The 20406-nt window shown below is 62.7% G+C and carries 21 protein-coding genes; 9 read left to right on the top strand and 12 right to left on the bottom strand.

Translation table 11 applies throughout. From position 1 onward, the window contains the following. The first annotated feature begins 3 nt into the window (after positions 1-3). The gene (locus tag ACODTZ_RS09820) at positions 4-1221 is read left to right on the top strand and encodes a hypothetical protein (RefSeq protein ID WP_489025395.1); all 1218 of its coding nucleotides are present in this window, start codon (positions 4-6) and stop codon (positions 1219-1221) included. An 84-nt stretch (positions 1222-1305) separates the two neighbouring features. Here ACODTZ_RS09820 and ACODTZ_RS09825 read toward each other — a convergent pair whose 3' ends face one another. Next, positions 1306-2322, bottom strand: a complete 1017-nt coding sequence (locus ACODTZ_RS09825) for a DUF1214 domain-containing protein (RefSeq protein ID WP_489025464.1) — start codon at positions 2320-2322, stop codon at positions 1306-1308. A 278-nt stretch (positions 2323-2600) separates the two neighbouring features. Between ACODTZ_RS09825 and ACODTZ_RS09830 the strand changes: the two genes are divergently transcribed. From ACODTZ_RS09830 to ACODTZ_RS09840, 3 genes are all read left to right on the top strand, one after another. Continuing rightward, positions 2601-3620, top strand: a complete 1020-nt coding sequence (locus ACODTZ_RS09830; RefSeq protein ID WP_489025397.1) for a DUF1254 domain-containing protein — start codon at positions 2601-2603, stop codon at positions 3618-3620. Positions 3621-3657: 37 nt separating this feature from the next. Beyond that, positions 3658-5160: a DUF1254 domain-containing protein gene (locus ACODTZ_RS09835; protein ID WP_489025398.1), complete on the top strand. Its 1503-nt coding sequence runs from the start codon at positions 3658-3660 to the stop codon at positions 5158-5160. Positions 5161-5531: 371 nt separating this feature from the next. After that, positions 5532-5720, top strand: coding sequence for a hypothetical protein (locus tag ACODTZ_RS09840; RefSeq protein WP_018898317.1), 189 nt, complete (start codon positions 5532-5534; stop codon positions 5718-5720). A 97-nt stretch (positions 5721-5817) separates the two neighbouring features. Here ACODTZ_RS09840 and ACODTZ_RS09845 read toward each other — a convergent pair whose 3' ends face one another. Both ACODTZ_RS09845 and ACODTZ_RS09850 read right to left on the bottom strand, forming a co-directional pair. Further along, a complete protein-coding gene (locus ACODTZ_RS09845) occupies positions 5818-7830 on the bottom strand; it encodes a methyl-accepting chemotaxis protein (RefSeq protein WP_489025400.1) in 2013 nt (670 codons plus the stop codon). A gap of 231 nt (positions 7831-8061) precedes the next feature. After that, the gene (locus ACODTZ_RS09850; RefSeq protein WP_489025402.1) at positions 8062-10002 is read right to left on the bottom strand and encodes a glycosyltransferase family 2 protein; all 1941 of its coding nucleotides are present in this window, start codon (positions 10000-10002) and stop codon (positions 8062-8064) included. A gap of 53 nt (positions 10003-10055) precedes the next feature. Between ACODTZ_RS09850 and ACODTZ_RS09855 the strand changes: the two genes are divergently transcribed. Beyond that, positions 10056-10931: a transporter substrate-binding domain-containing protein gene (locus ACODTZ_RS09855; RefSeq protein WP_047507236.1), complete on the top strand. Its 876-nt coding sequence runs from the start codon at positions 10056-10058 to the stop codon at positions 10929-10931. Positions 10932-10936: 5 nt separating this feature from the next. On the opposite strand, the gene ACODTZ_RS09860 is transcribed toward ACODTZ_RS09855, so the two are convergent. From ACODTZ_RS09860 to ACODTZ_RS09880, 5 genes are all read right to left on the bottom strand, one after another. Continuing rightward, positions 10937-11350, bottom strand: a complete 414-nt coding sequence (locus ACODTZ_RS09860) for a tellurite resistance TerB family protein (protein ID WP_047507238.1) — start codon at positions 11348-11350, stop codon at positions 10937-10939. 53 nt (positions 11351-11403) lie between these two features. Beyond that, a complete protein-coding gene (locus ACODTZ_RS09865) occupies positions 11404-12144 on the bottom strand; it encodes a thermonuclease family protein (RefSeq protein ID WP_489025404.1) in 741 nt (246 codons plus the stop codon). Between the two features lie 11 nt (positions 12145-12155). After that, positions 12156-12821, bottom strand: a complete 666-nt coding sequence (locus ACODTZ_RS09870; RefSeq protein WP_018898323.1) for a S24 family peptidase — start codon at positions 12819-12821, stop codon at positions 12156-12158. A 103-nt stretch (positions 12822-12924) separates the two neighbouring features. Then, positions 12925-13572, bottom strand: a complete 648-nt coding sequence (locus tag ACODTZ_RS09875; RefSeq protein WP_489025406.1) for a response regulator — start codon at positions 13570-13572, stop codon at positions 12925-12927. A 91-nt stretch (positions 13573-13663) separates the two neighbouring features. Next, positions 13664-14062 carry a hypothetical protein gene (locus tag ACODTZ_RS09880; RefSeq protein WP_112940945.1) on the bottom strand — a complete coding sequence of 133 codons (399 nt, stop codon included), beginning with the start codon at positions 14060-14062 and terminating at the stop codon, positions 13664-13666. 110 nt (positions 14063-14172) lie between these two features. On the opposite strand from ACODTZ_RS09880, the gene ACODTZ_RS09885 reads away from it, so the two are divergent. Both ACODTZ_RS09885 and ACODTZ_RS09890 read left to right on the top strand, forming a co-directional pair. Continuing rightward, positions 14173-14526: a DUF952 domain-containing protein gene (locus tag ACODTZ_RS09885; RefSeq protein ID WP_489025408.1), complete on the top strand. Its 354-nt coding sequence runs from the start codon at positions 14173-14175 to the stop codon at positions 14524-14526. Next, positions 14523-15611, top strand: coding sequence for a quinone-dependent dihydroorotate dehydrogenase (locus ACODTZ_RS09890; RefSeq protein ID WP_489025410.1), 1089 nt, complete (start codon positions 14523-14525; stop codon positions 15609-15611). Before ACODTZ_RS09885 ends, ACODTZ_RS09890 begins: the two co-directional genes overlap by 4 nt. Here the strand turns inward: ACODTZ_RS09890 and ACODTZ_RS09895 are convergent. The 3 genes from ACODTZ_RS09895 to ACODTZ_RS09905 form a co-directional block, all read right to left on the bottom strand. Continuing rightward, entirely contained in the window at positions 15587-16882 is a 1296-nt protein-coding gene (locus ACODTZ_RS09895) for an MATE family efflux transporter (protein ID WP_489025465.1), read from the bottom strand. The genes ACODTZ_RS09890 and ACODTZ_RS09895 overlap by 25 nt on opposite strands. Positions 16883-16977: 95 nt before the next feature. Then, complete coding sequence (locus ACODTZ_RS09900) at positions 16978-17475, bottom strand: CAP domain-containing protein (RefSeq protein ID WP_047507248.1); 498 nt, start codon at positions 17473-17475, stop codon at positions 16978-16980. Between the two features lies 1 nt (position 17476). Then, entirely contained in the window at positions 17477-17743 is a 267-nt protein-coding gene (locus ACODTZ_RS09905) for a DUF6460 domain-containing protein (protein ID WP_018898330.1), read from the bottom strand. 143 nt (positions 17744-17886) lie between these two features. Between ACODTZ_RS09905 and ACODTZ_RS09910 the strand changes: the two genes are divergently transcribed. Together ACODTZ_RS09910 and ACODTZ_RS09915 are read left to right on the top strand one after the other, a co-directional pair. After that, a complete protein-coding gene (locus ACODTZ_RS09910) occupies positions 17887-18819 on the top strand; it encodes a class I SAM-dependent DNA methyltransferase (RefSeq protein WP_489025413.1) in 933 nt (310 codons plus the stop codon). Positions 18820-19015: 196 nt separating this feature from the next. After that, positions 19016-19651 carry a YitT family protein gene (locus ACODTZ_RS09915; RefSeq protein WP_209232641.1) on the top strand — a complete coding sequence of 212 codons (636 nt, stop codon included), beginning with the start codon at positions 19016-19018 and terminating at the stop codon, positions 19649-19651. Between the two features lie 3 nt (positions 19652-19654). Here ACODTZ_RS09915 and pdeM read toward each other — a convergent pair whose 3' ends face one another. Next, positions 19655-20380, bottom strand: a complete 726-nt coding sequence (pdeM, locus tag ACODTZ_RS09920; protein WP_489025414.1) for a ligase-associated DNA damage response endonuclease PdeM — start codon at positions 20378-20380, stop codon at positions 19655-19657. Between the last annotated feature and the right edge of the window lie 26 nt (positions 20381-20406).

Raw genomic sequence — 20406 nt, forward strand, 5'->3', positions numbered from 1 at the left:
CGGATGGTGAAGGCGAAGCTTGTGGCACAATCGACGAGCGAGGTTGCCCTGCAGCAGGACCGGCTGGAATATCTGGCGTCGCACGGCGGGCCGTTCTTCGAGCTTCAGCGGCGGTTCAATCTCGTTCACGAACGCAACCTTCATACGGGCCGCCGCATCCTCCTGTTTGTCGCCGCCGCATGGGTTATCCCGCTGCTTCTGACGCTGCCGACATTGGCCACGCAGACGCCAACGGTTCAGGCCTATCTGACCGACCCCGGTCCATGGGCCCGCTTCTTCGTCGGCATCGCAGCTTTTCTGGCGGCGGAGCAGGCGGTCGAAGCGGGATTGCGACGCAAGTTGGGTCAATTCCTCCGTGCACCCTTGATCCCGCCAACGGCCCAGGGAGCGGCTATGAACGCACTGAATAGGGCTATGGCACGCCGCAATTCGGTCCTTGCGGAAACTGCGTGTCTTGCGCTGGCGATCATCTCCGCGTTTCTGGCCTTCGCAACCTTCAAGCAGGCGCCGTCGACGAGCTGGGCAGCCACGGTGACAGGTGACGTCCGTCATCTCACCCTTGCGGGCTGGTGGTGTGTTTTCATCAGCATTCCGCTGTTCATCTTCCTGTTCACACGCGGTGTGTGGCGCCATCTGGTGTGGGCCTATCTGCTCAGAAGCATTGCGCGTCTCGACTTGAGGCTGGTTTCCACGCATCCAGATGGCAAGGGCGGCCTTGCCTTCGTCGGGGAGTATCCGAACGCCTACGTTCTCTTTGTATTCGGTGTGAGCTGCGGCATGGCAGCTGCCGTCGCCAAACACCAGATGCAGGCCGATCTATCGGCAGCGACGCTCACGACCATCATGGGCGTGTGGTTGCTGATCGTGCTCGCCTTCTTTGCCTATCCGCTGTCAGCCTTTTCGAAACCGCTCCGGCAGATGAAGGATCGCACGCTGTTGACCATGTCGGCGCGGGCGACAACGCAACAGCGCGCTTCCGAGCGCAAAGCGATCGGCGAGAATGTCGTCGCGCCGGATGCAAAAGAAGCCGAGCAGGCAATCGATCCCGTCGATCTTTCCAAGCAGTACGAGCAGACCCGCAAGCTGTCATCGATGCTCGTCAACCGCAAGACGCTGCTGCCAGTCGCTGCGGCAGCCCTGATCCCATTCGCAATCGCCGGCGCATCCAAACTGCCTTACAAGGAGGTGTTCTCCGTCCTGAAGAAGCTTCTGCTCATCTGAGCAGTCGAAGACCCTCCCAGGGCGCGGGAAGTGGGCTGGCTTCCCGCAGTCTCTGCCGTGTTCCGCTTTTGCCTGTGCGAATGATCACTGCGGCTGCGGTTCGGGAAACGTCCAGCTTCCATCCAGCACTTGCGGCTGTGGTCGATAGAGCCGAACGGTGTAATTCCACCCAGCCTCGACAGGCAGGCAGTTCGAAGCTTTGCCGTCGCAGCCGCCAAACTGAATCGTGATCCCCCCGTCGTTGTCCTTGGCGGCGGTCAGATTGTTGACCGAATAAGCCTTCTGCGGATTGGGAACGAAGAAGCCTTCGCTGTTGTAGCGGCTGACCGACCAGAAGCCATCGACAGGTACATCCGCAGGAACGTGCAGCGTGTAGATTGTCGTGCCATCGTTCTTTTCTGGTGTGACCGCGATATAAGTCGCCTCGCTGTCGGGATTGCCACCCCACCCCGCTGCAGTCCCGATCAGGTGATTGATGGGATCAACCTCATTCTTGCTGCCGAACGCCCGGTTGAAGCTGTCCATGGTGGCGTTGAGGGCCAAGAGCGCGCTGCGCACCTTGTCCTGACTGGCCTTATCCCAAGTGGGCAGCTCAAGCTTGCCGGGACCGCCCGGTTGATCCACCTTGATGGCGTCCTGGAGCTTGTGAACCTCGTCGGCATCTCCTTCCTTGCCGGGGTCGACCAGGGTGCGAACTGCCGCAAAGACGTACCGCGAGCCGGTGGCGTCCTTGGTGAGCGTGTGGCTCCCCGCACCGTGGTACACGCCGGTTACATAGTGATCCTGGTTGACTGTCATCAACGACATGAAGCGATTGCCCGCATCCGGCATGGTAATCGTCACGGGACCGGCATCAAGATCAAAAACACCGCTAGAATACAAGGTATCACGGTTGCCGCGCACGACCGTCTGGTGCTCCACGTCGAAGGGTTCGCGACGATGGAAGATCTTGCCGATGCCGGCTTCCTTGGCAGAAACCGCGAAGTACATATCGCTCTCCGCCCGAACGAAGTTGTCGGGGGTCACCCTTGTTCCGTCATCGGCCAGTGCTGAGCTTGCTACGAGAAAAAGGCTTGCAAACAACATCTTCGAAATCGTCATCATTCAAATCTCCGTCGAGCGCCGCAGCCTGGCGGCAGGCATCGTCGCCTTATGCGCCGATCGAATGATGTCACGGAGGCAAAACCCGCGTAAGTACGCAACGGTAAGCACGCCCGTAAATGTCCGCGTCTGGCCGGTCGCCGCTAACCAAGGATCGCGCCAAACCCAGTCGCCCCTTCCAGGCCAACGATCGCCATTTACGTCGCAGTTACTGTTACGTACTTCTCCGCATCTTCTGCGACCACTTAGAAGACTCCTGTCTAACATGGGAGATTTTGATGAACCGTCGCGTTGGCCCCTCCGTAGTTGCACTGCTCTTTCTCCTGCCGTCCGTCGCTTTCAGCCAGTCCGCCCCCACGCTCGTGACGGCCGACAACTTCGTGCGGGCCGAATCCGACACCTATATCGGCGGCCTCGCCAAGCAGGCCGGCGGGCTTGCGAAACTCGTTCATCACCGCGAGCCGGCGCCCATCGAGGATCACTCGATCATTCGGCTCAACCGCGACACGCTCTACAGTTTCGGGATTTTCGACCTCGACGCCGGCCCGGTCACCTTCACGCTGCCCGATCCCGGCTCGCGCTTCATGTCCCTGATGGCCGTGAGCCAAGATCACTATGCGACCACCGTTTACGGCGCCGGCACGCACAGCTTCGACAAGGCCACCGTCGGCACGCGTTACGTGTTGATCGGCACCCGCATTCTCGTTGATCCCAACGACCCAAAGGATATTGAACAGGTCCATGCGCTGCAGGATGGGATCAAGGCCAGCCAGGATGGCGCCGGCACATTGGAACTGCCGACCTACGACGCCGCCAGTCAGAAGAAGATACACGACGCGCTTCTCGTTCTGGCATCGACACTTTCAAACTTCGACAGAGCGTTTGGGACGAAAGCGGAGGTCGATCCGATCCGTCATTTGATTGGCGCGGCCTATGGGTGGGGCGGAAATCCGGACAAGGACGCCCGATACCTTAACGTCGTTCCGGCCAAGAATGACGGCAAGGTGGTCTACAAGCTCACGGTCAAGGACGTGCCGGTCGATGGCTTCTGGTCCATCAGCGTCTACAACGCTGAAGGGTTCTACGAAAAGAACCCATACAACGCCTACGCTCTCAATAGCGTCACCGCGAAGGAGGATAACGGATCGGTCACCGTTCAGTTCGGAGGCTGCGACGGCAAGATCGTCAATTGCCTGCCCGTGATGAAGGACTGGAACTATGTCGTCCGCCTCTACCGGCCACGCGCGGCAATTCTCGATGGCTCCTGGACCTTCCCCGAGCCGACGATCGCCAACTGAACCGCACCTGATGCAGTCGCAAACAAGGAGACATGCCATGACCATGTACAGTCGCCTCGCGGGTGCGCTGATGTTGCTGCTTGCTGCGCCGGTAATGGCCGAGCAGCCGAAATATTCCGCCGATGTCCCGAGCGACATCACCACCCCATCCACGGTCGAGACCCGGATCGGCACGCTGAAGTTCTTCGATGGCCTGCCGGACGAGGCAACGGCGCAGAAGGCCTATGACCAGCTCGATTTCTCCCGCGGCATCCAGGCGTTCCTGTCCGGCGTGCCAGCGGCTTCGCTGCATGCGATGTGCAAGGGCCTGAGCGATGCCGGCGTCGCGCCCAACAAGGGGATCGGCATCACCGAAGAGCTGATGGACGCGCGCTCGCTGTTTCTCACGCCCAACGCGACGACAGTCTATAATTTCTTCTGCATCGACCTGAAGGACGGCCCGATGGTCGTCGAGGTGCCGCCGAACGCCCTTGGTCCTGTTGACGACGCCTATTTCCGCTTCGTCACCGACATCGGCCTGACGGGTCCGGATAAGGGCAAGGGCGGCAAATATCTCTTCGTCGCGCCCGATTACAAGGGCGAGCTGCCGAAGGAGGGCTACTTCGTCGTCCGCTCGCCGACCTATATCAACTGGGTGCTGTGCCGCGTCTTCGTCGAAAACAACGACGTGGCGGCGGCGGTCAAGATCGTGAAGGAGAAGGCCCGGATCTATCCCTACGCGTCGGCCGACAATCCGCCTGAGACAGCCTTCGTCAACATGACCGGCAAGAAGATCAACACGATTCATGCCAACGATTTCAGGTTTTACCAGGAGATCGACGAGGTCATCCAGCATGAGCCCGAGGATGCGTTCGACCCCGAGATTGTCGGCCTATTCGCCTCGATCGGCATCAAGAAGGGCCAGCCGTTCAATCCCGACGCCCGCATGAAGGCGATCCTCGTCGATGCCGTCGCGGTCGGCAACGCCTCGGCGCGCGCGATCCTGTTTTCCTCGCGCGATCCCCGGGTCAAGTTCTATCCCGATCGCCAGTGGGGCAACGGCTTCATCGGCAACAGCTACCAGTTCCTCGACCATGGCGAGCGCATGCTCGATGCTCGCACGCTCTTCCACTATGCCGCAACCGGCATCACCCCCTCGATGGCCGCAGCGAAACCCGGAACGGGCTCTGCCTATGCGTTTGCGGTGCGAGATACGACCGGGGCCTATTTGGACGGCGGCAAGACCTACAAGGTCACCTTGCCCGGTCCCGTGCCCGCCAAGCAATTCTGGTCCTTCACCGTCTATGACGCCCAGACGCGATCCATGCTTGAAACCGATCAACGCACTGCCGGCGTAGACAGCAACTCCAAGGATATCAAGGCCAACTCCGACGGGTCGTATACAGTGTGGTTCGGCCCCAAGGCCCCGGCCGGCCACGCGGGCAACTGGGTCGAGACCCGTGAAGGCAAGAGTTGGCAGGTGATCATGCGGCTCTACGCACCCCTGGAGCCATGGTTCGACAAGAGCTGGAAACCGGGCGATCTGGAACTCGTGCCGTAGCTCGACACTCGGGCGCGTTCGCGACGCTCGATGGCGGCAGTTGCGCTGGAGAGCGGCGCAACTACATAACTCTGGGGTGTGCTTCAATTTTTCCCGACAATGTCCATTTAGCTCGAACCCCCAAAGCAGAATACTAGCGTCGGTACCTCGCCTCACTTTCTCTTGTCAAAATACGTGATCTCCAGCGCCCCATTCGCGCCGGGCACCCGTGCATCCCGACCCGCATCACCGCTGAACACCCCCACACCCTAACGCTTTCCGTGTACTTGACGAATCCCTAATGAACGTGGTTAATTTTTAACTATTCTCCGGTACATGGAACTTGGACGGCGCTCTGGCCGTTACTGGCGCACACGAGGAGGAATAGCGAAATGCTCTTGAAGATTTTCACCGCAAAGCGCGATGTCGTCGACGCCGATGACACCGGCACCTACGCGGATGGTTACCATATGCCGGAACTCGACGTTGCCGCATACAAGCGCAGCGACCGCCGCTCCTCCTACGAGCGCGACTATGGTCGTGGCCGCAAGGTTGAAGAGATCTCGCTCGGTCTCGTCTGAAAGATCGATCACATCGCGGGTAAAGTCGGCATTAGCCGAAATGAAAATGGGCGGCCTTGAGCCGCCCATTTCATGTTTGCGAGAGCCTTGTCGCGGCTCAGAATTCCGTCCAGTCGTCATCCTTCTTGTCGGCGGAAGACGTGCCGCCGAAGGCGTTGGCGAGCTTTTGGCCGAGTGCCAGCGCCGGCGAGGAGGTCGGTCGCGTCACACCCGAGGTGGCGATCCGCACCGGCGCCTTGCGGGTCAAGACAGGCTTGGCTGGGCGCGGCGCCAGGGGCTCGTTGGCGTCGGGAACCACCCGTGGCGTGAACGCCATGGTGCTGCCGCCGGTGCCGGTGAGCTTGAACTGGTCGAGCAGGGTGTTGAGTGCGGCGGCCTCGGTGGCGAGCTTGTGGCTGGCGGCGGTGCTTTCTTCCACCATCGCGGCGTTTTGCTGCGTTCCCTGATCCATCGTGTTGACCGCCGTGTTGATCTCCTGCAGCCCGATCGATTGCTCGCGCGCGGCCTCGGCGATTGCGTTGACGTGCTGGTTGATCTCCTGCACCTCATGCACGATCTCTTCCAGCGCCTTGCCGGTCTCGCCGACCAGCGATACGCCGGATTTCACCTGGTTGCCCGAAGTGAGGATCAGCGACTGGATTTCGCGTGCGGCATTGGCGGAGCGCTGCGCAAGTTCGCGCACTTCCTGCGCGACAACAGCGAAACCCTTGCCCGCTTCACCTGCACGCGCGGCTTCCACGCCGGCGTTCAGCGCCAGAAGATTGGTCTGGAAGGCGATGTCGTCGATCACGCCGATGATGTTGCCGATCGAGGCCGAGGACTGTTCGATCTGCTGCATGGCATTGACCGCCTTGCGCACCACTTCGCCGGATCGCTCGGCGCTGTGGCGGGTTTTCGACACCAGCGTGCGCGCTTCTTCCGCCCGGCGCGCGGCGTCCTTCACCGTGGTGGTGATCTCTTCCAGCGCGGCCGCTGTTTCCTCGACGGAGGCTGCCTGCTGCTCGGTGCGGCGCGAGAGCTGGTCGGCAGACGAGCGGATCTCGCCCGCGCCGGCCGTAATCGCGCGGGCATTGTCGCCCACGGTCTGCATCGTTTCGTTGAGCTTGAAGATCGAGTTGTTGAAGTCCTGGCGCAGGCTGTCCAGGCTGCCTTCGAACGGCGTGTTGATCTGCGAGATCAGGTCGCCGGCCGCAAGCTTGCGCAGGCCGTCGCCGAGCGCGCTGACGGTGCGCGAGAGGTCGGCCGCCTCGGTGGCGCGCTGCGCTTCGATTTCGCGCCGCTCGCTGTCGGTGAGATTGCGGTTGCGCTCCGCCTCGCGCTCGAGACGCACACGCTCGATGGCGTTGTCGCGGAAGATCGAGACGGCGGCCGCCATCTCGCCCACTTCGTCCTGCCGGTCCATGCCGTCGACGGCGCTTGCCGTCTCGCCCTCGGCAAGCCGCGTCATGCGCTGGCGAAGCCGGGCCATCGGCGCGGCGATACCGGCCTGCGCAATCCAGATGCTGAGGCCGATCGCGACAAGCACGGCGAGCCCGATCAGCACAAAACAGTAAAGGATGCGGCTGTTGACCGTGGCCGAAAGCGCGTCGCCGCCGTCATTGAGTTGCACCATCAGCGCATCATTGTTGGCGATCATCTTCGGCGTGACGATCGAGAGCTTGGCGTTAAGCTCGGCTGCCGTGGCGCGCGCACCGGTGCGGTCGCCGGCCTTGGCCTGCTCGAACACCTTGTTCGAGAGCGCGTCCATCTCGTCGATACCGGCGATGATCTCGTCGATCGCGGGCTTGCGGTTCGGCACGAGGTCGGCTGCCTGCTGTAGACGCTCGCGCGCTTGCGGCATCTTGCTGGGCGCGGCGATCGCGGCATCGAAGTCGGGCGTGCCGGGGGTGAGATCGGAGATGACGGTTGCCTGCAGAACGGCTGCGGTGGCAGACGCGCTGGCGCGCGAGGCCTGCATGGCTGCCAGCGCTTCATGGTCGATGAAGGCGCTGTAGGCGGCATCGGCGCCGCGGAATTCCTCGACGACATAGACAAGACCGCCGATCGCGATGACGCCGAGAAGCGCAACGACCGAGATGATCTTGGTGCGGATTTTGAAGTTTTTCAGCATGAATGGGCCCATGGGCTGCGGCCAGGGGGATGGCCGGATACGATCGTTTTCAAGGACAGGCGTTTTCGAAGGCAGAGCTGGCGCTTGTGGCGCCGTGGGAGATGCCCGCTAAGGCTCGACAGGCGCATCATGCATTCGGTCGGGAACCGGTGTCGTCGAACGCGACTAGAATCCATATTGCTTAAGACGAAACTAACGCATCCCGGGGTCCACAGAATTTAGTGGGACGGGTCATTGTGAAGGGGCCGTGGTCGCGCGCATCGGTTGCGAAGAGACCGTTGGCAGGTGCGGGGTCTTGTCCCAGAAGAACGGCTTGAAATGCAGCTGGAAGACAGCGCGCCACGCTGCGCCCGATATCATCATCCAGTAGAGGGGCAGGGCAACCCAGCGCCAGCCGACCTTTCGCTTCTCGTCGCGCAGCATGGCGCGCCGGCCGAGCACCAGCAGGATGACGTAACTTCCCAGCATGTTGGCGACATCGACCAGAAACAGCAGCGCCTCGCCAGTGCCGGTTTCAGGGAAGCCCAGCATCATGTAGCTGGCGGTGGTGAGGATCAGCATGACCATCCACGGGTGCGCCAGCGAAGCGACGAGCATGCCGCCGATCAATACCTGAAAAACGAGGAACGGCCAGATCCCCATCTCGCGCACGAGTTTGCCCGGTGCGCGCATCATCACCAGCCATGTCTGCAGCCATCCCTTGAACCACCGTGTGCGCTGGTTCAGCCAGACATTGTGCGTCGTCGGCGCATCCTCGTAGGTCGGGCAGTCGATGACGCCGCAGCGGTAGCCGAGCCTGTAGAGCCGCAAGCCGAGATTGGCATCTTCAGTCACGTTATAGGGATCCCACCCGCCGCACGCCTTGAGATCGGCGACACGCAGATGGTTGGACGTGCCGCCGAGCGGCATCGGTAGCCGGTGCTTCGCCAGCATCGGCAGCACCAGCCGAAACAGCGCAGCGTATTCGAGCGCGAAGGCCGCGCTGATCCATGAGCTGCCGACGTTGGAGATGATCAGCGGCGCCTGCAGGCAGGCGACGTCGTCCCGGCTGGCGCAGAAGCTCGCATAGGCCGCGCACAGCTGGTCCGGATGCGGTCTGTCCTCGGCGTCGTAGATCACGAGGAACTCGCCGCGCGCGGCGCTCAGAGCATAGTTGAGCGCCTTCGGTTTCGTTCTCGGATGGGAGACCGGTACCGCGACGATTTCGAACTGCGGGCCGAGATCCTGCTTCTCAAGTGCCGTGATCGTCGCGTGGTCGTCGGCCTCGCATATCAGCTTGATGTCGAGCTTGGCGATCGGCCAGTTGAGCTGCTTCAGCGCCGCGACCAGCTGGCCGGCCACCTCCGCCTCCTTGTAGAGCGCGACGAACACGGAATAGACGGGCAGCCGCTCCGTGGGTTGCGGTGTCGGCTGCGGGCCGCGACGGTGGCTGAGTGCGCAGGCCCTGAGCAGGATCGCCGCCATGTAGATGAACGACAGCGCGAGATGAACGATCGCGATCAGCGGCAGCTCGGAAAACGCCGCGAATATAAGCGCGCAAAGTGCCGCGCCGGCGATGAACCCCTGCTTGCCTGACAGCACGATGCGGGCGCTGAACCGGTCCTTGTCCTCGAACAGCGTCCCGATGCTCTCCTTCACCCGTCGCTTGGCGCCGACGCGCCAGATGGCGTCGCGCATCGCGACGGGCGTGGTGACGATGATCCGCTCCGCAAGCCCCGGCCGCGCCTCGATCGTCTGCGCCAGCGCCAACAGGCGGCCGGCCTCGGGAATGATGGCGATCATCGCCTTGTCGGCATAGTTCAGCCGCACGGAGCGCGTGTCGGCCAGCTGCGTGTCGAGCGCCTGGTCGTCATGGATCAGGGCCGGATCGAGCTGTGACAGGAATGGCAGGCGAAGCGCGCGGGCAAGACCGGCATAATAGTTCTCGGCGTCCACCCACCGGTTGGCCAGCAGTTCACGCTCGATCGACGTGCCGTTATGGCGGGCCATGGCCGCCGCGCGCGCGATCGTCGGCTTGCCGATGCCGAGGCGGAGCAGCGCTTCGATCTCGATCTGTTTGATATCATTGACCACGCCCGCCGGCACGGCCGGCAAGATCGGAGGTTTCGGTCGCTCCTGAAGTGTCGTGTGACGAGTGCTGATCCCGCCCGACGCATATTCCCCGATACGCATGACTCTGATACACCGTCCTTGAATTGGCAGTGCAGTCCCCGGGGCAGATCATAATGGTGCGATTTAAGCTGGCATCTCTCAATCCTAAGGGGTTTTGCAGCCTCTGGCTGTTTCTGGCGGCGTTTTGGCTACCTCTTTCGGCTGCGGCGCAGCAGGCAGCGCCCTCCTTGCCGCTGTTGTTCGACAGCCGCGAGCGCTTGGCCAAGCCTGATCTGACGAGCCTCGTGCGCCTGCGTTTCCTGACTTCAGTCGATTTTCCGCCCTTCAATTTCATGGATCAGAACGGCAAGCTCTCGGGCTTCAATGTCGATCTCGCCCGCGAGATCTGCGCCGAGCTGGAGATATCGGACAAGTGCCAGATCCAGGCCTTGCCCTTCGGCGATCTCAAGGATGCGTTGGCCGCCTCGCAGGGCGATGCCGTGATCGCGGGGCTGGCCGTCGGCAGCGAGCTGCGCCGGCAGTTCTCCTTCTCGCGCCCGTATCTGATGCTGCCCGCCCGCTTTGCCCGCAATCTGAAGGCGCCGATCAAGGGCGAGAATGCCGCAAGCCTTGCCGATCGCTCCGTCGGCGTGGTCAAGGAAACCGCCCACGCCGCCATGCTCGCCGCCTATTTCCCAAAGGTCAAGGCGGTGCCGTTCGACAGCAAGGAGGCGCTGCTGGCAGCATTGAAGGACGGCAAGGTCGACGCCGTCTTCGCCGATTCGCTGCAGCTCTCCTTCTGGGTGTCGTCGCAGGCATCGGAGAAATGCTGCGCCCTGTTCGACGGTCCCTATATGTCGGAAGAGTTTCTGGGCGAGGGCATGACGATCATGCTGCGGCAAAAGGACGAAGTCCTGCGCTCGGCCTTCGACCACGCGCTGGCTGCCCTTTCGCGCAGCGGCCGCCTGCAGGAAATCTACCTGCGCTACTTCCCCTACGGACTATACTAGGCGGGTTAACCCTTGCGGAAACGGGCAATGGCGCTGCGCTCGATCGCGGCGCAGGTGAGCTTGTCGAGGCCGAGCCGGTCGCGCAGCAGGCTGAGCAGTCGCAGTTCCTCCGCCTTCACCGAAAGATCGGCCGACGCGACCTCGACCGCCAGCGCATAGGCCGTGTCGTAAAGCTTCGGCGACAGCGTGTCCTTGACCGTCTCGAGAACGACATCGAGCCCCTCGGGACCGGACAGAAGTGCCGCGCAGTCGCGGGCGACCGAGATCAGCTTGTCGTCGTCGAAGCCGCGAAACACAGGCAGAAAGCCGATCAGCTGTCCGATACGTTCCAGTTCCCGATCATTCATCGTGCTGTCGACGGCGGATGCCATGACCATCACGTAGATCAACGCGTCGTGGGCGGAAAGCGGCTTGTTCATGTCTGCATGGTTCCTCTGAAATGTCTGCAGAGTTTAGGAACTGGCCACGCCCATTACAAGGGATCGCTCATATCTTGAGGCTGCGTCAGGTCGGGTGTTTCGATTGCGCCGACCTGGCGAGGATCCTGCCCGTAGATACCGTTTCCATCTTGCTTTGCCTTGGCCCCGGCATCCGCGAAGGCGGAGCCCGCCGTAGCCTCTGCCCAGCCATTCTCGATCAGCCACTCGGAAAGATCCTGCGCGCCGATCTTGCAACTCGCCGTCGCGGTGCCGCTCCAATTGGGATCGCTGAGATCGCAGTTGACGGTCCGAAGCCGCAGGAAAAGCCGGAAATTGGTCTTCGCCAGCATGCCGCAGGGCCATTCCGTGCCCCCGGCTCCGGCGCAGCTCTTGTCGACCGGCGTCGGCGTCAGCCCTGCCAGTTGCAGCCGCCTGTCGCCGAAGCCGAGAACGCCGGCGCTTTCGGCCACCGGGCGCGGCAGGTCGATCCCTTTCTCGGCCATCACGGCAGGCTTTTTCTCCGGCTCCGGCGCCTGTTCGCGCTCCAATGGCTTGCCATCGACCGAGGTCGGGTAGAATTGGCTGGCGTCATCCACCGGCCGCGCCATCATGCTGGCATCCGGGTTCGTCGTCGGTTGCGCGGGCGAGGGCGTTTGCTGCGCGGCCACCCCTTGCGCAGATGCCGCGATCTCGCTCGCGTCCGAAGCACCGCTCAACCGATGCTCGCCGGCGGCGATCAGGCCGATGACGATCGCTATTCCCGCAGTCGCTGTCACAAGTGCCGCAGGCTTCATGGAAGATTTTCCTACTGGCTGGCCCAGATGATCCGGGCGATCCAATCCACGTCGGTGAGTTCGATCGTCCGGTTCGGGTGCTCGGGATTGAGCGACATGAGTTCGATCGAGCGCGGGCTCTGACGCATCAGCACCTTGGCCATCACCTCGCCCTCGCGGGTCTTCACCACGACGCGGTCGTTGCGGCGCACCTGCGCGCCCGGCTCGACGATCAGAACGTCGCCGTCGCGATAGAGCGGCATCATGCTTTCGCCCTGAACCTCGAGCGCATAGACGCCGGCCTTCTGAGACGGTGCGGCCGGAAATTCCACGACATCCCAGCCCTGTCCGGCCGGAAAGCCGCCATCATCGAAAAAGCCGCCAGCGCCCGCCTGCGCGAAGCCGAGCAGTGGTATGGAGCTCCCCTGCGGGGGAAATGCGCCGTCCGGCAGCGTCGAGAAACTGCCCTGCGGCCGCATGAAGGATAAAAACTCTTCCATGCTGGACCGGGTCGCTTCGAGAACCTTGGCGATCGATTCCGTCGATGGCCAGCGCAGGCGCCCATCGGCGGAAAGACGTTTGGATTTGTTGAAGGAGGTCGGGTCGAGGCCGGCGCGGCGGGCAAGCCCCGAGGGTGTCAGGTCGTGCCGTTCGGCAAGCCTGTCGAGCGCTCCCCAGATCTGCTCGTGTGACAGCATGTCGCCTGATCCCGTGCGCGCAACGGCGCTCCTTATCGGCTGAAAGATTAACCGGAAGGCGAACAGGAGTAAAGAGACAAGAGGAATAAAATCCTCTCTCCTGTCAGGCGACCATCGCCATGTTGATCTTGCCGAGCTGGATCACCGCTTGCGTGCGGCTGTCGACATTGAGCTTGAGGAGAATGGCCGAGACATGCGCCTTGATCGTCGCCTCGGAGACGCCAAGTTCATAGGCGATCTGCTTGTTTAGCAGGCCCTCGGCAAGCATGGTCAGCACCCGGTTTTGCTGCGGCGTCAGCGTGTGCAGCCGGTGGATGATGTCGGCCACATCGGGGTCCTGCTCCTGCCCGTCGCGGTAGCTCTCAGGCGTTGCGATATCGCCTGCAAGCACCGTCTGTATGCCGAGCCTGATATCGTCGATCCCCGCGGATTTCGAGATGAAGCCGGAGGCGCCGAGTTCCAGCGAGCGGCGGATCGTCGTCGCATCGTCGGACGCCGAAACGATGACGATCGGCAGGCCTGCGAATTCCGAGCGCAATGCCATCAGCCCGGAAAAACCGCTCACCCCCGGCATGGCGAGGTCGAGCAGCATGAGATCGGCATCCGGGTGCTCGCCGACCGACTTTCGCGCGGCCGCGAAATCGCCGGCCTCGACGATGTCGGGATGACCCTCCATTCCGGTCACGGCTTGGCGAAGCGCATCGCGAAACAGTGGATGGTCATCGGCAATAATGATTGTCTGCTCATGCATCGAAAACTCCCTCCCAAGAGCCCGATCATGAAGTCCATGCACCGCCTTCCTCCACGGTTCATGCCTTCCTGCTAAAGCAGACTATAGCAAATCATGTCTTTTGCGGAAGGGCGTTGCCCTGGTCCTCGCTCTGGAATTCCTTGACGATCCCCATGAAGCTGCGCATCCAGCGCTCCATGATGCCGATCGAGCGGTCGATCTCGGCGTCCGATGGCAGCGCCTTGTTGACGATGCTCTTGTTCTCGAGCGCGGTCACCCGGTCCGACAGCCGGTCGAGTTCGCTTTCGTAAGCTGCGCGTTCATCGGCGGCCATGCGGCAGACGAGCGCTCCGTCCTTCTCCTCACAGAGCGACATGGCGCCGGTCTGGCGATCGAGCCGCACGAAATGGTCGCCGCTGCGCTCCAGTTGGAAGCGGCTCGCGTCCGGCTCCGCGGCGGAAGCGGCAAGCGGAATGAGGATGGCGACGAGGCTGAGCGTGATATTTTTCATGGTTTCCTCCGGAAATCTCGATGGCCACCGCATTTTTTGCGGTGAGCGCGTGGACATCGCCGCTCAACTGCGGCAAAGCCCGGGAAAGACCAGCCATTCATGAGGCCATCATGACCCTGACACCCACGCTTTACAAGATCGTGACGGAAACGCTCTGGCAGGACGCCCGGGCGGCCGGCGTTTTCCGCGGCGCCGCCATCGATCTCAAGGACGGCTTCATCCACTTCTCGACAGCAAGCCAGGCGGTGCAGACAGCAGCCTTGCACTTCGCCGGCCAGACCGGCCTGCTTCTGGTCGCCGTCGATGCTGCGGCGCTTGGCGACAAGCTGATTTTCGAGCCGTCGCGCGGCGGCGATCTCTTCCCGCATCTCTATGCGGACCTCCCGCTTTCGGCCGTGCTCTGGGAAAAGCCATTGCCGCTCGATGCCGAAGGCAAACACATCTTTCCGGACCTTCAGCCATGATCGATCTCTTCAAGCACGCCGCCCGCAAGGGCCTCTTCCTCTTCGATCCGGAAACGGCGCACGGCATGTCGATCGCGGCGCTGAAATCAGGCCTCGTTCCGGCCTGCGCCGCACCTGCAGATGCGCGCCTGCGCCAGACGGTCGCCGGGCTTGAGTTCGCCAACCCGATCGGGATGGCCGCCGGCTATGACAAGAACGCCGAAGTGCCGGAAGCGCTGCTGAAGATCGGATTCGGCTTCACCGAGATCGGCACGGTCACGCCCAAGCCGCAATCCGGCAATCCGCGTCCGCGCATCTTCCGCCTGGTCGAGGACGAAGGCGTGATCAACCGCCTCGGCTTCAACAATGAGGGCCACGACGCCGCCTTCCAGCGCCTGTCGTCCGTCCGGGGCAAGGGCATCATCGGCGTCAATATCGGCGCCAACAAGGACAGCGCCGATCGCATCGACGACTACGTGAAGGGCATCCGCCGCTTCTGTTCGCTGGCGGGCTATTTCACCGCCAACATCTCCTCGCCCAACACGCCGGGCCTGCGCGATCTGCAGGCGCGCGAGAGCCTCTCGGCGCTGCTGTCGGCCGTGCTTGCCGCGCGCGACGAGGAAGCCGCAAAATCCGGCCGCAAGATCCCCGTATTCCTCAAGGTCGCGCCGGATCTGACGGAAGAGGGCATCGACGACATCGCCGCCGAAGCGCTCTCGCATACGCTTGATGGCCTGATCGTCTCCAACACCACGCTGTCGCGCGACGGCCTCAAGGATCAGCGCCAGGCGAAAGAGCAGGGCGGTCTCTCCGGCAAGCCGCTCTTCGAAAAGTCGACCGTGGTTCTGGCGAAGATGCGCAAGCGCGTCGGCCCCGCTCTGCCGATCATCGGCGCCGGCGGTGTCTCCTCTGCCGAAACGGCGCTGGAGAAGATCAAGGCGGGCGCCGATCTCGTCCAGCTCTATTCCTGCATGGTCTATGAAGGCCCGGGCCTGGCGGGTGACATTGTTCGCGGCCTGTCGAAGCTGATGGATCGCGAGAAGGTCGCCTCGATCCGCGAACTGCGTGACAGCAAAACGGACTATTGGGCCGGCCGGAACGTCTGATCTGCGCGCTCTCTGACCCGGAGCACCAGGAAGACGCCGCGCGAAAACAGGAACAGGTTGATCGCCAGCCACAGGCCGTGGTTGGCGAAGAGCGGCACGAAGATCGCGAGCGCCGCCAGATAGACGACAAACGACATCAGCATGCGGTTGCGCATGTCGCTCGACCATGTGGCGCCGATGAAGACGCCGTCCATCAGAAAGGCGAGGGCACCCGTCAGTCCCGTGATCGCCGCCCAGGGCAGATAGAGGTTTGCCGCCTCACGCACGTCAGGTGACGTCGTCAGCGCCGCGATCAGCCGCTCTCCGGCTACCAGGAAGAACAGCGAGATGATGCCGGCGAGCCCGAACGACCAGATCGTCGTCAGCTTCAAGCCGCGATCGAAGGCCGGGCGGTAGCGCGCCCCGACGGCGCGGCCGGTGATCTGCTCGGCGGCGTTGGCCAGCCCGTCGAGGTAGAAGCTCGACAGCATCAGAAAGTTCATCAGCACGGCGTTCGCCGCCAGCGTCACGGCGCCGAAGCTGGTGCCGATCCGCGTCATCAGGGCGAAGGCCCCAAGCAGCACGAAGGTGCGGATCAGGATATCGCGGTTGAGCGTGAAAAGCTCTGCAAGTGCGTGCCCGGCGAAAAGTTCGCGGCGCGTCGGCCGGTCAGCGCGGTCGAAGCTTCTCAGTACGATGATTAAACCGACCAGCGCCCCGATCGTCTCGCCGACGGTCGTCGCCCAGGCAACGCCTGATATCCCCCAGTCGAGCCAGAGGCCAAGCGCGATCGCCAGCACGATGTTGATGCCGTTGATGATCGTCTGCAGCAGGAGGCCGATGCTTCCCTGCCCACGCCCGAGCACGAAGCCGAGGATCGCGTAATTGGCGAGCGCTGCCGGCCCTGCGAGAATGCGGATGGAGAAATAGGTGCTGGTCGCCTGCGCAACGGCATTCTCCGGCCCCATCAGCGTCAGGCCCGCCGCTAGAAGCAGCGGTGACAGACAGAGCAGCGCAACGCCGCAGCCGAGCGCCGAAATGATCGCCCGCCAGAAAACGCCCTGCTCGGCATGCCGGTCGCGCCGCCCATAGGCCTGCGCCGTCAGCCCGGTGGTCGAGGCGCGCAGGAAGTTGAAGCTGCCGAGAATGAGATCGAAGAGCATCGCCCCGATCGCCAGGCCCGCCAGCGCATCGGGATCGCCCATGTGGCCGACGACGCCAGTGCCGACGAGGCCGAGCAGCGGCGTGGTGATAAAGCCGAGCGTCATCGGAATGGCGATCGACAGCACCATCCGGTGTGTGACCTCGAAGGCGAGGCCGTTGCGGCTATCGCTGCTGTTTACGCCTGCGTCCAAAACCCGCCTCCCGGCAAAGAGGCGGAATCACCTCAGTTGGAAAGCACCATGGCCCAATAGGGCACGTTGCGGGAAGCGGGATTATAGGCAACCGCGACACCAAGCCCGCTATAGCGGCCGAGCATGTTTTCGAGATGATGCGGTGAGTTGATCCAGGCGGTGACGACGGCCGGAACCGTCTGCTGCCCGGTCGCGATGTTTTCCGCCGCCGGCAGCTGCACGCCGCTCGCCTTAACGCGCGGTCCAAAACCATCGGCGATGCCCATCACGTGCTTCATCTTGCCGGCCGCTGCCATGCGCTTGGCCTGGAAGAGGGCGGCGGCCGTCGCGGCCGGATCGACCGTCAATGGAGGCAGGCCGTTCTTGGCGCGCAGCTGGTTGACGAGCGGCAGCGAGGCCGCCGTCTGGTCTTCGCCGTTGGAGGGTGTCGAGGGCTCTTTCGGCCCGGTGGCGCAGCTGGCGACGCCGGCTGCAAGCGCAAGCGCGGAAAAGCGCAGCAGGCTGCGCCGTGAGAGATCGATGGAGGTCATGTTACCGGCGATAGCTGAAGAGACGGATGATGAGGAAGATCGGAATGACGATGGTGGCGCCGAGCATCAGATAGTCGCCGACGCGGCCGAGCGCGGAGAAGCCGCGATGCCAGACCTCAAGGATGAAATTGCGGATGCCGTAGATGAAATCCAGCGGTGCCAGCCCGAAGACGGCCATGATGAAGCCGACGATCAGCGACACCACCAAAAGCTTGATCAATGTACGGCCGAGCGAGTCGCCCAGAAACTTGTTCACCTGATCGGACATGCATCATCTCCTGTTCACCCCTGAGATACGGGCGCGAATCGTTGCCCGCAAGCTTTTTCAGGGCTGTCGCGTCAGCCTCTGAAATAGGACTTGAGTTTTTTTGTGGCCATCGCCAAATGCGGGCCGCGCAACAGGTCACCATCATGCCGCCCCATCTCCAGACATCAGGCGATGCCATCGCCGACCGCCGTGCCGACTATGCCAGGATGCTGGACAAGGGCGGCGAGCCGGATGCCGCCGCCGAGTTGATGGAGCAGGCGCTGGAGCTGGTGCCGGATTGGGCGGTCGGCTGGTATTGGCTTGCCAACTACCGCGAAAAGTCAGGCAATGTCGCCGGAGCGATCGAGGCCTACAGGCGAACCCGCGAGCTCACCGAGGACGATATCTTCGGCGCCACGCTGAAGCTCGCCTTCCTTGGCGATATCGCCGTGCCCGATCAGCCGCCAAGCATCTATGTCGAGCGCCTGTTCGACGATTACGCCGCCCGCTTCGAGACCTCGCTGGTGGACAAGCTCGGCTACGACGTGCCGGCAAAGCTCGCCCGGATGATCGCAGCGACCGGCCGGCACTATGCGCTGGCCGCCGATCTCGGCTGCGGCACCGGGCTGATGGGTCCGGAAATCCGCGCCATGGCCGACCGGCTCGAAGGCTTCGACCTCTCGCAAAACATGCTGGCGAAGGCTGAGGAAAAGCAGGTCTACGACCATCTCGCCCAGGCGGATCTGTCGCTGCCCGCAGACGAGTCAGGACTGTTACTGGATGGCGGCCTGCATCGCGCAGATCTGGTTACGGCCGCCGATGTCCTGATCTATCTCGGCAATCTCGAGATTGCCTTTGCATCGGTTGCGGCCCTTTGTGCCGATGGCGCCGATTTCGGCTTTTCCGTCGAGGAAACCGAGAATGAGGAGGGCGTTCATCTTGCCCATTCCCTGCGCTATGCGCATTCGGAAGGCTATATCCGATCGCTCTGCGCCCGCCATGGCTTCGAGGTGATCGCGATGAGCCGCACCACCATTCGCAAAGATGGCGCCAACATCATTCCGGGCATTCTGTTCCTTGCACGCAAGAGCGCCTGACGGACCGATTCTTGCGAAGTTTGAATAGGTCAGTATTGCTTACGTATTTCGCTTGAAAACGTGCCGAATGAACCGGATAATTCCGCTCAGAAGCCGAAGAGCGCGAATGCCGCCCGGCGACAAATCATTCACATCCCCTGCCGCCTGGGGCCTGCCCGGGCGTTCTTGAACTCGTCTGCCGTTGGAGATTAGCGACATGACTCAGCTCATCAATGCCCTTGGCTTCTGGAACACGAGCGCCACGCGCCACACGCCTGTCGAGGACGTGCAGGGCATCTTCTCCGGCAGCCTTGTCGCTGCCCTTGGCCTTTATGTGCTCGCAAGCGCCGGTCTCTTGACCGGCAGCACGGCGGGTATCGCCTTCCTCGTGCACTATGCGTTCGGGATCAATTTCGGCCTTGCCTTCTTCCTGCTCAACCTGCCGTTCTTCTATCTCTCGTGGAAGCGCCTCGGTGTGTCCTTCACCATCAAGACCTTCATTGCCATCGGCCTGACCTCGCTGCTGACAAGCGTGCAGCCCAATGTCATGAGCATCGCGACGATCCACCCGGCCTGGGCAGCGCTTCTGGGCGGTCTTCTCCTCGGCTTCGGCCTCCTGGCGCTCTATCGCCACCGCGCCAGCCTCGGCGGCGTTGGCATTCTCGGCATCTACATGCAGGAGCGCTTCGGCATCCGCGCCGGCCTCGTGCAGATGGCCGTCGATCTCTGCGTGCTAGCGGCTGCCTTCTTCGTCACCACGCCGCCCGTCGTGTTCTACTCGGTGCTTGGCGCCGTGGTGCTCAATCTCTTCCTCACGATCAACCACCGCGCAGACCGCTACGTCGCGCTCTAAGCGCTAGCCAAGTAGATTGCCGAACCGGACCGAATAGATTCGGTCGCGGCCGAGCAGGTGCGCGATCAGTGACGGCTGATCGAACAGCCCCTTCATCGCCTTATGGCGCAGATCGAGCCCGCCGCTCATTACTCCGAAAGCCGGCATCAGCAGCCTTGCGCCGTCGGTGGCAAAACACGGCCGGCGGATGGATTTTTCGCGCCGGCGCACCGTAGCCGAGGGATGCAGGTGGCCGGCGATCTCGCCGCTCTGCAACCCGTCCTTCGGTTCGTGCCGGAAGGTAAGGCCGCCATGATGCAGTTCGTCGGCGCAGGCACCGGGCAGATCGACGGTGCCATCGGGATCATGATTGCCGTTGATCCAGATCCACTCGCGCCCGCGCGCCATATCCGAAATCAGCGTGCGGAATGTCTCCGGCATATGCGCGGAACCGATCCGGTCGTGAAAATTGTCGCCGAGCGAGATCACCAGCTTCGGATCGTAGCGGGTGATGACGGCCGAGAGCACCGTCAGCGTTGCCAGCGTATCATAGGGCGGCAGCATCATGCCGCGCCGGGCAAAGGCGGCGCCCTTTTCCAGATGCAGGTCGGAGACGACGAGAACCCCGGTGTCGGGCAGATAAAGCCCGCCCAGCGGATCGCACACGGCAGCGATCCCATGCACGGACGTTTCCACGCCCGGCATCGCCGCAATTCCGTTCAATTCCCGCGCCAGCGCCAGCCGGTTCATCAGTTCGTTTCTTTCCAGTGTCTAGG

It is taken from the genome of Rhizobium sp. FG113 (assembly GCF_057809895.1).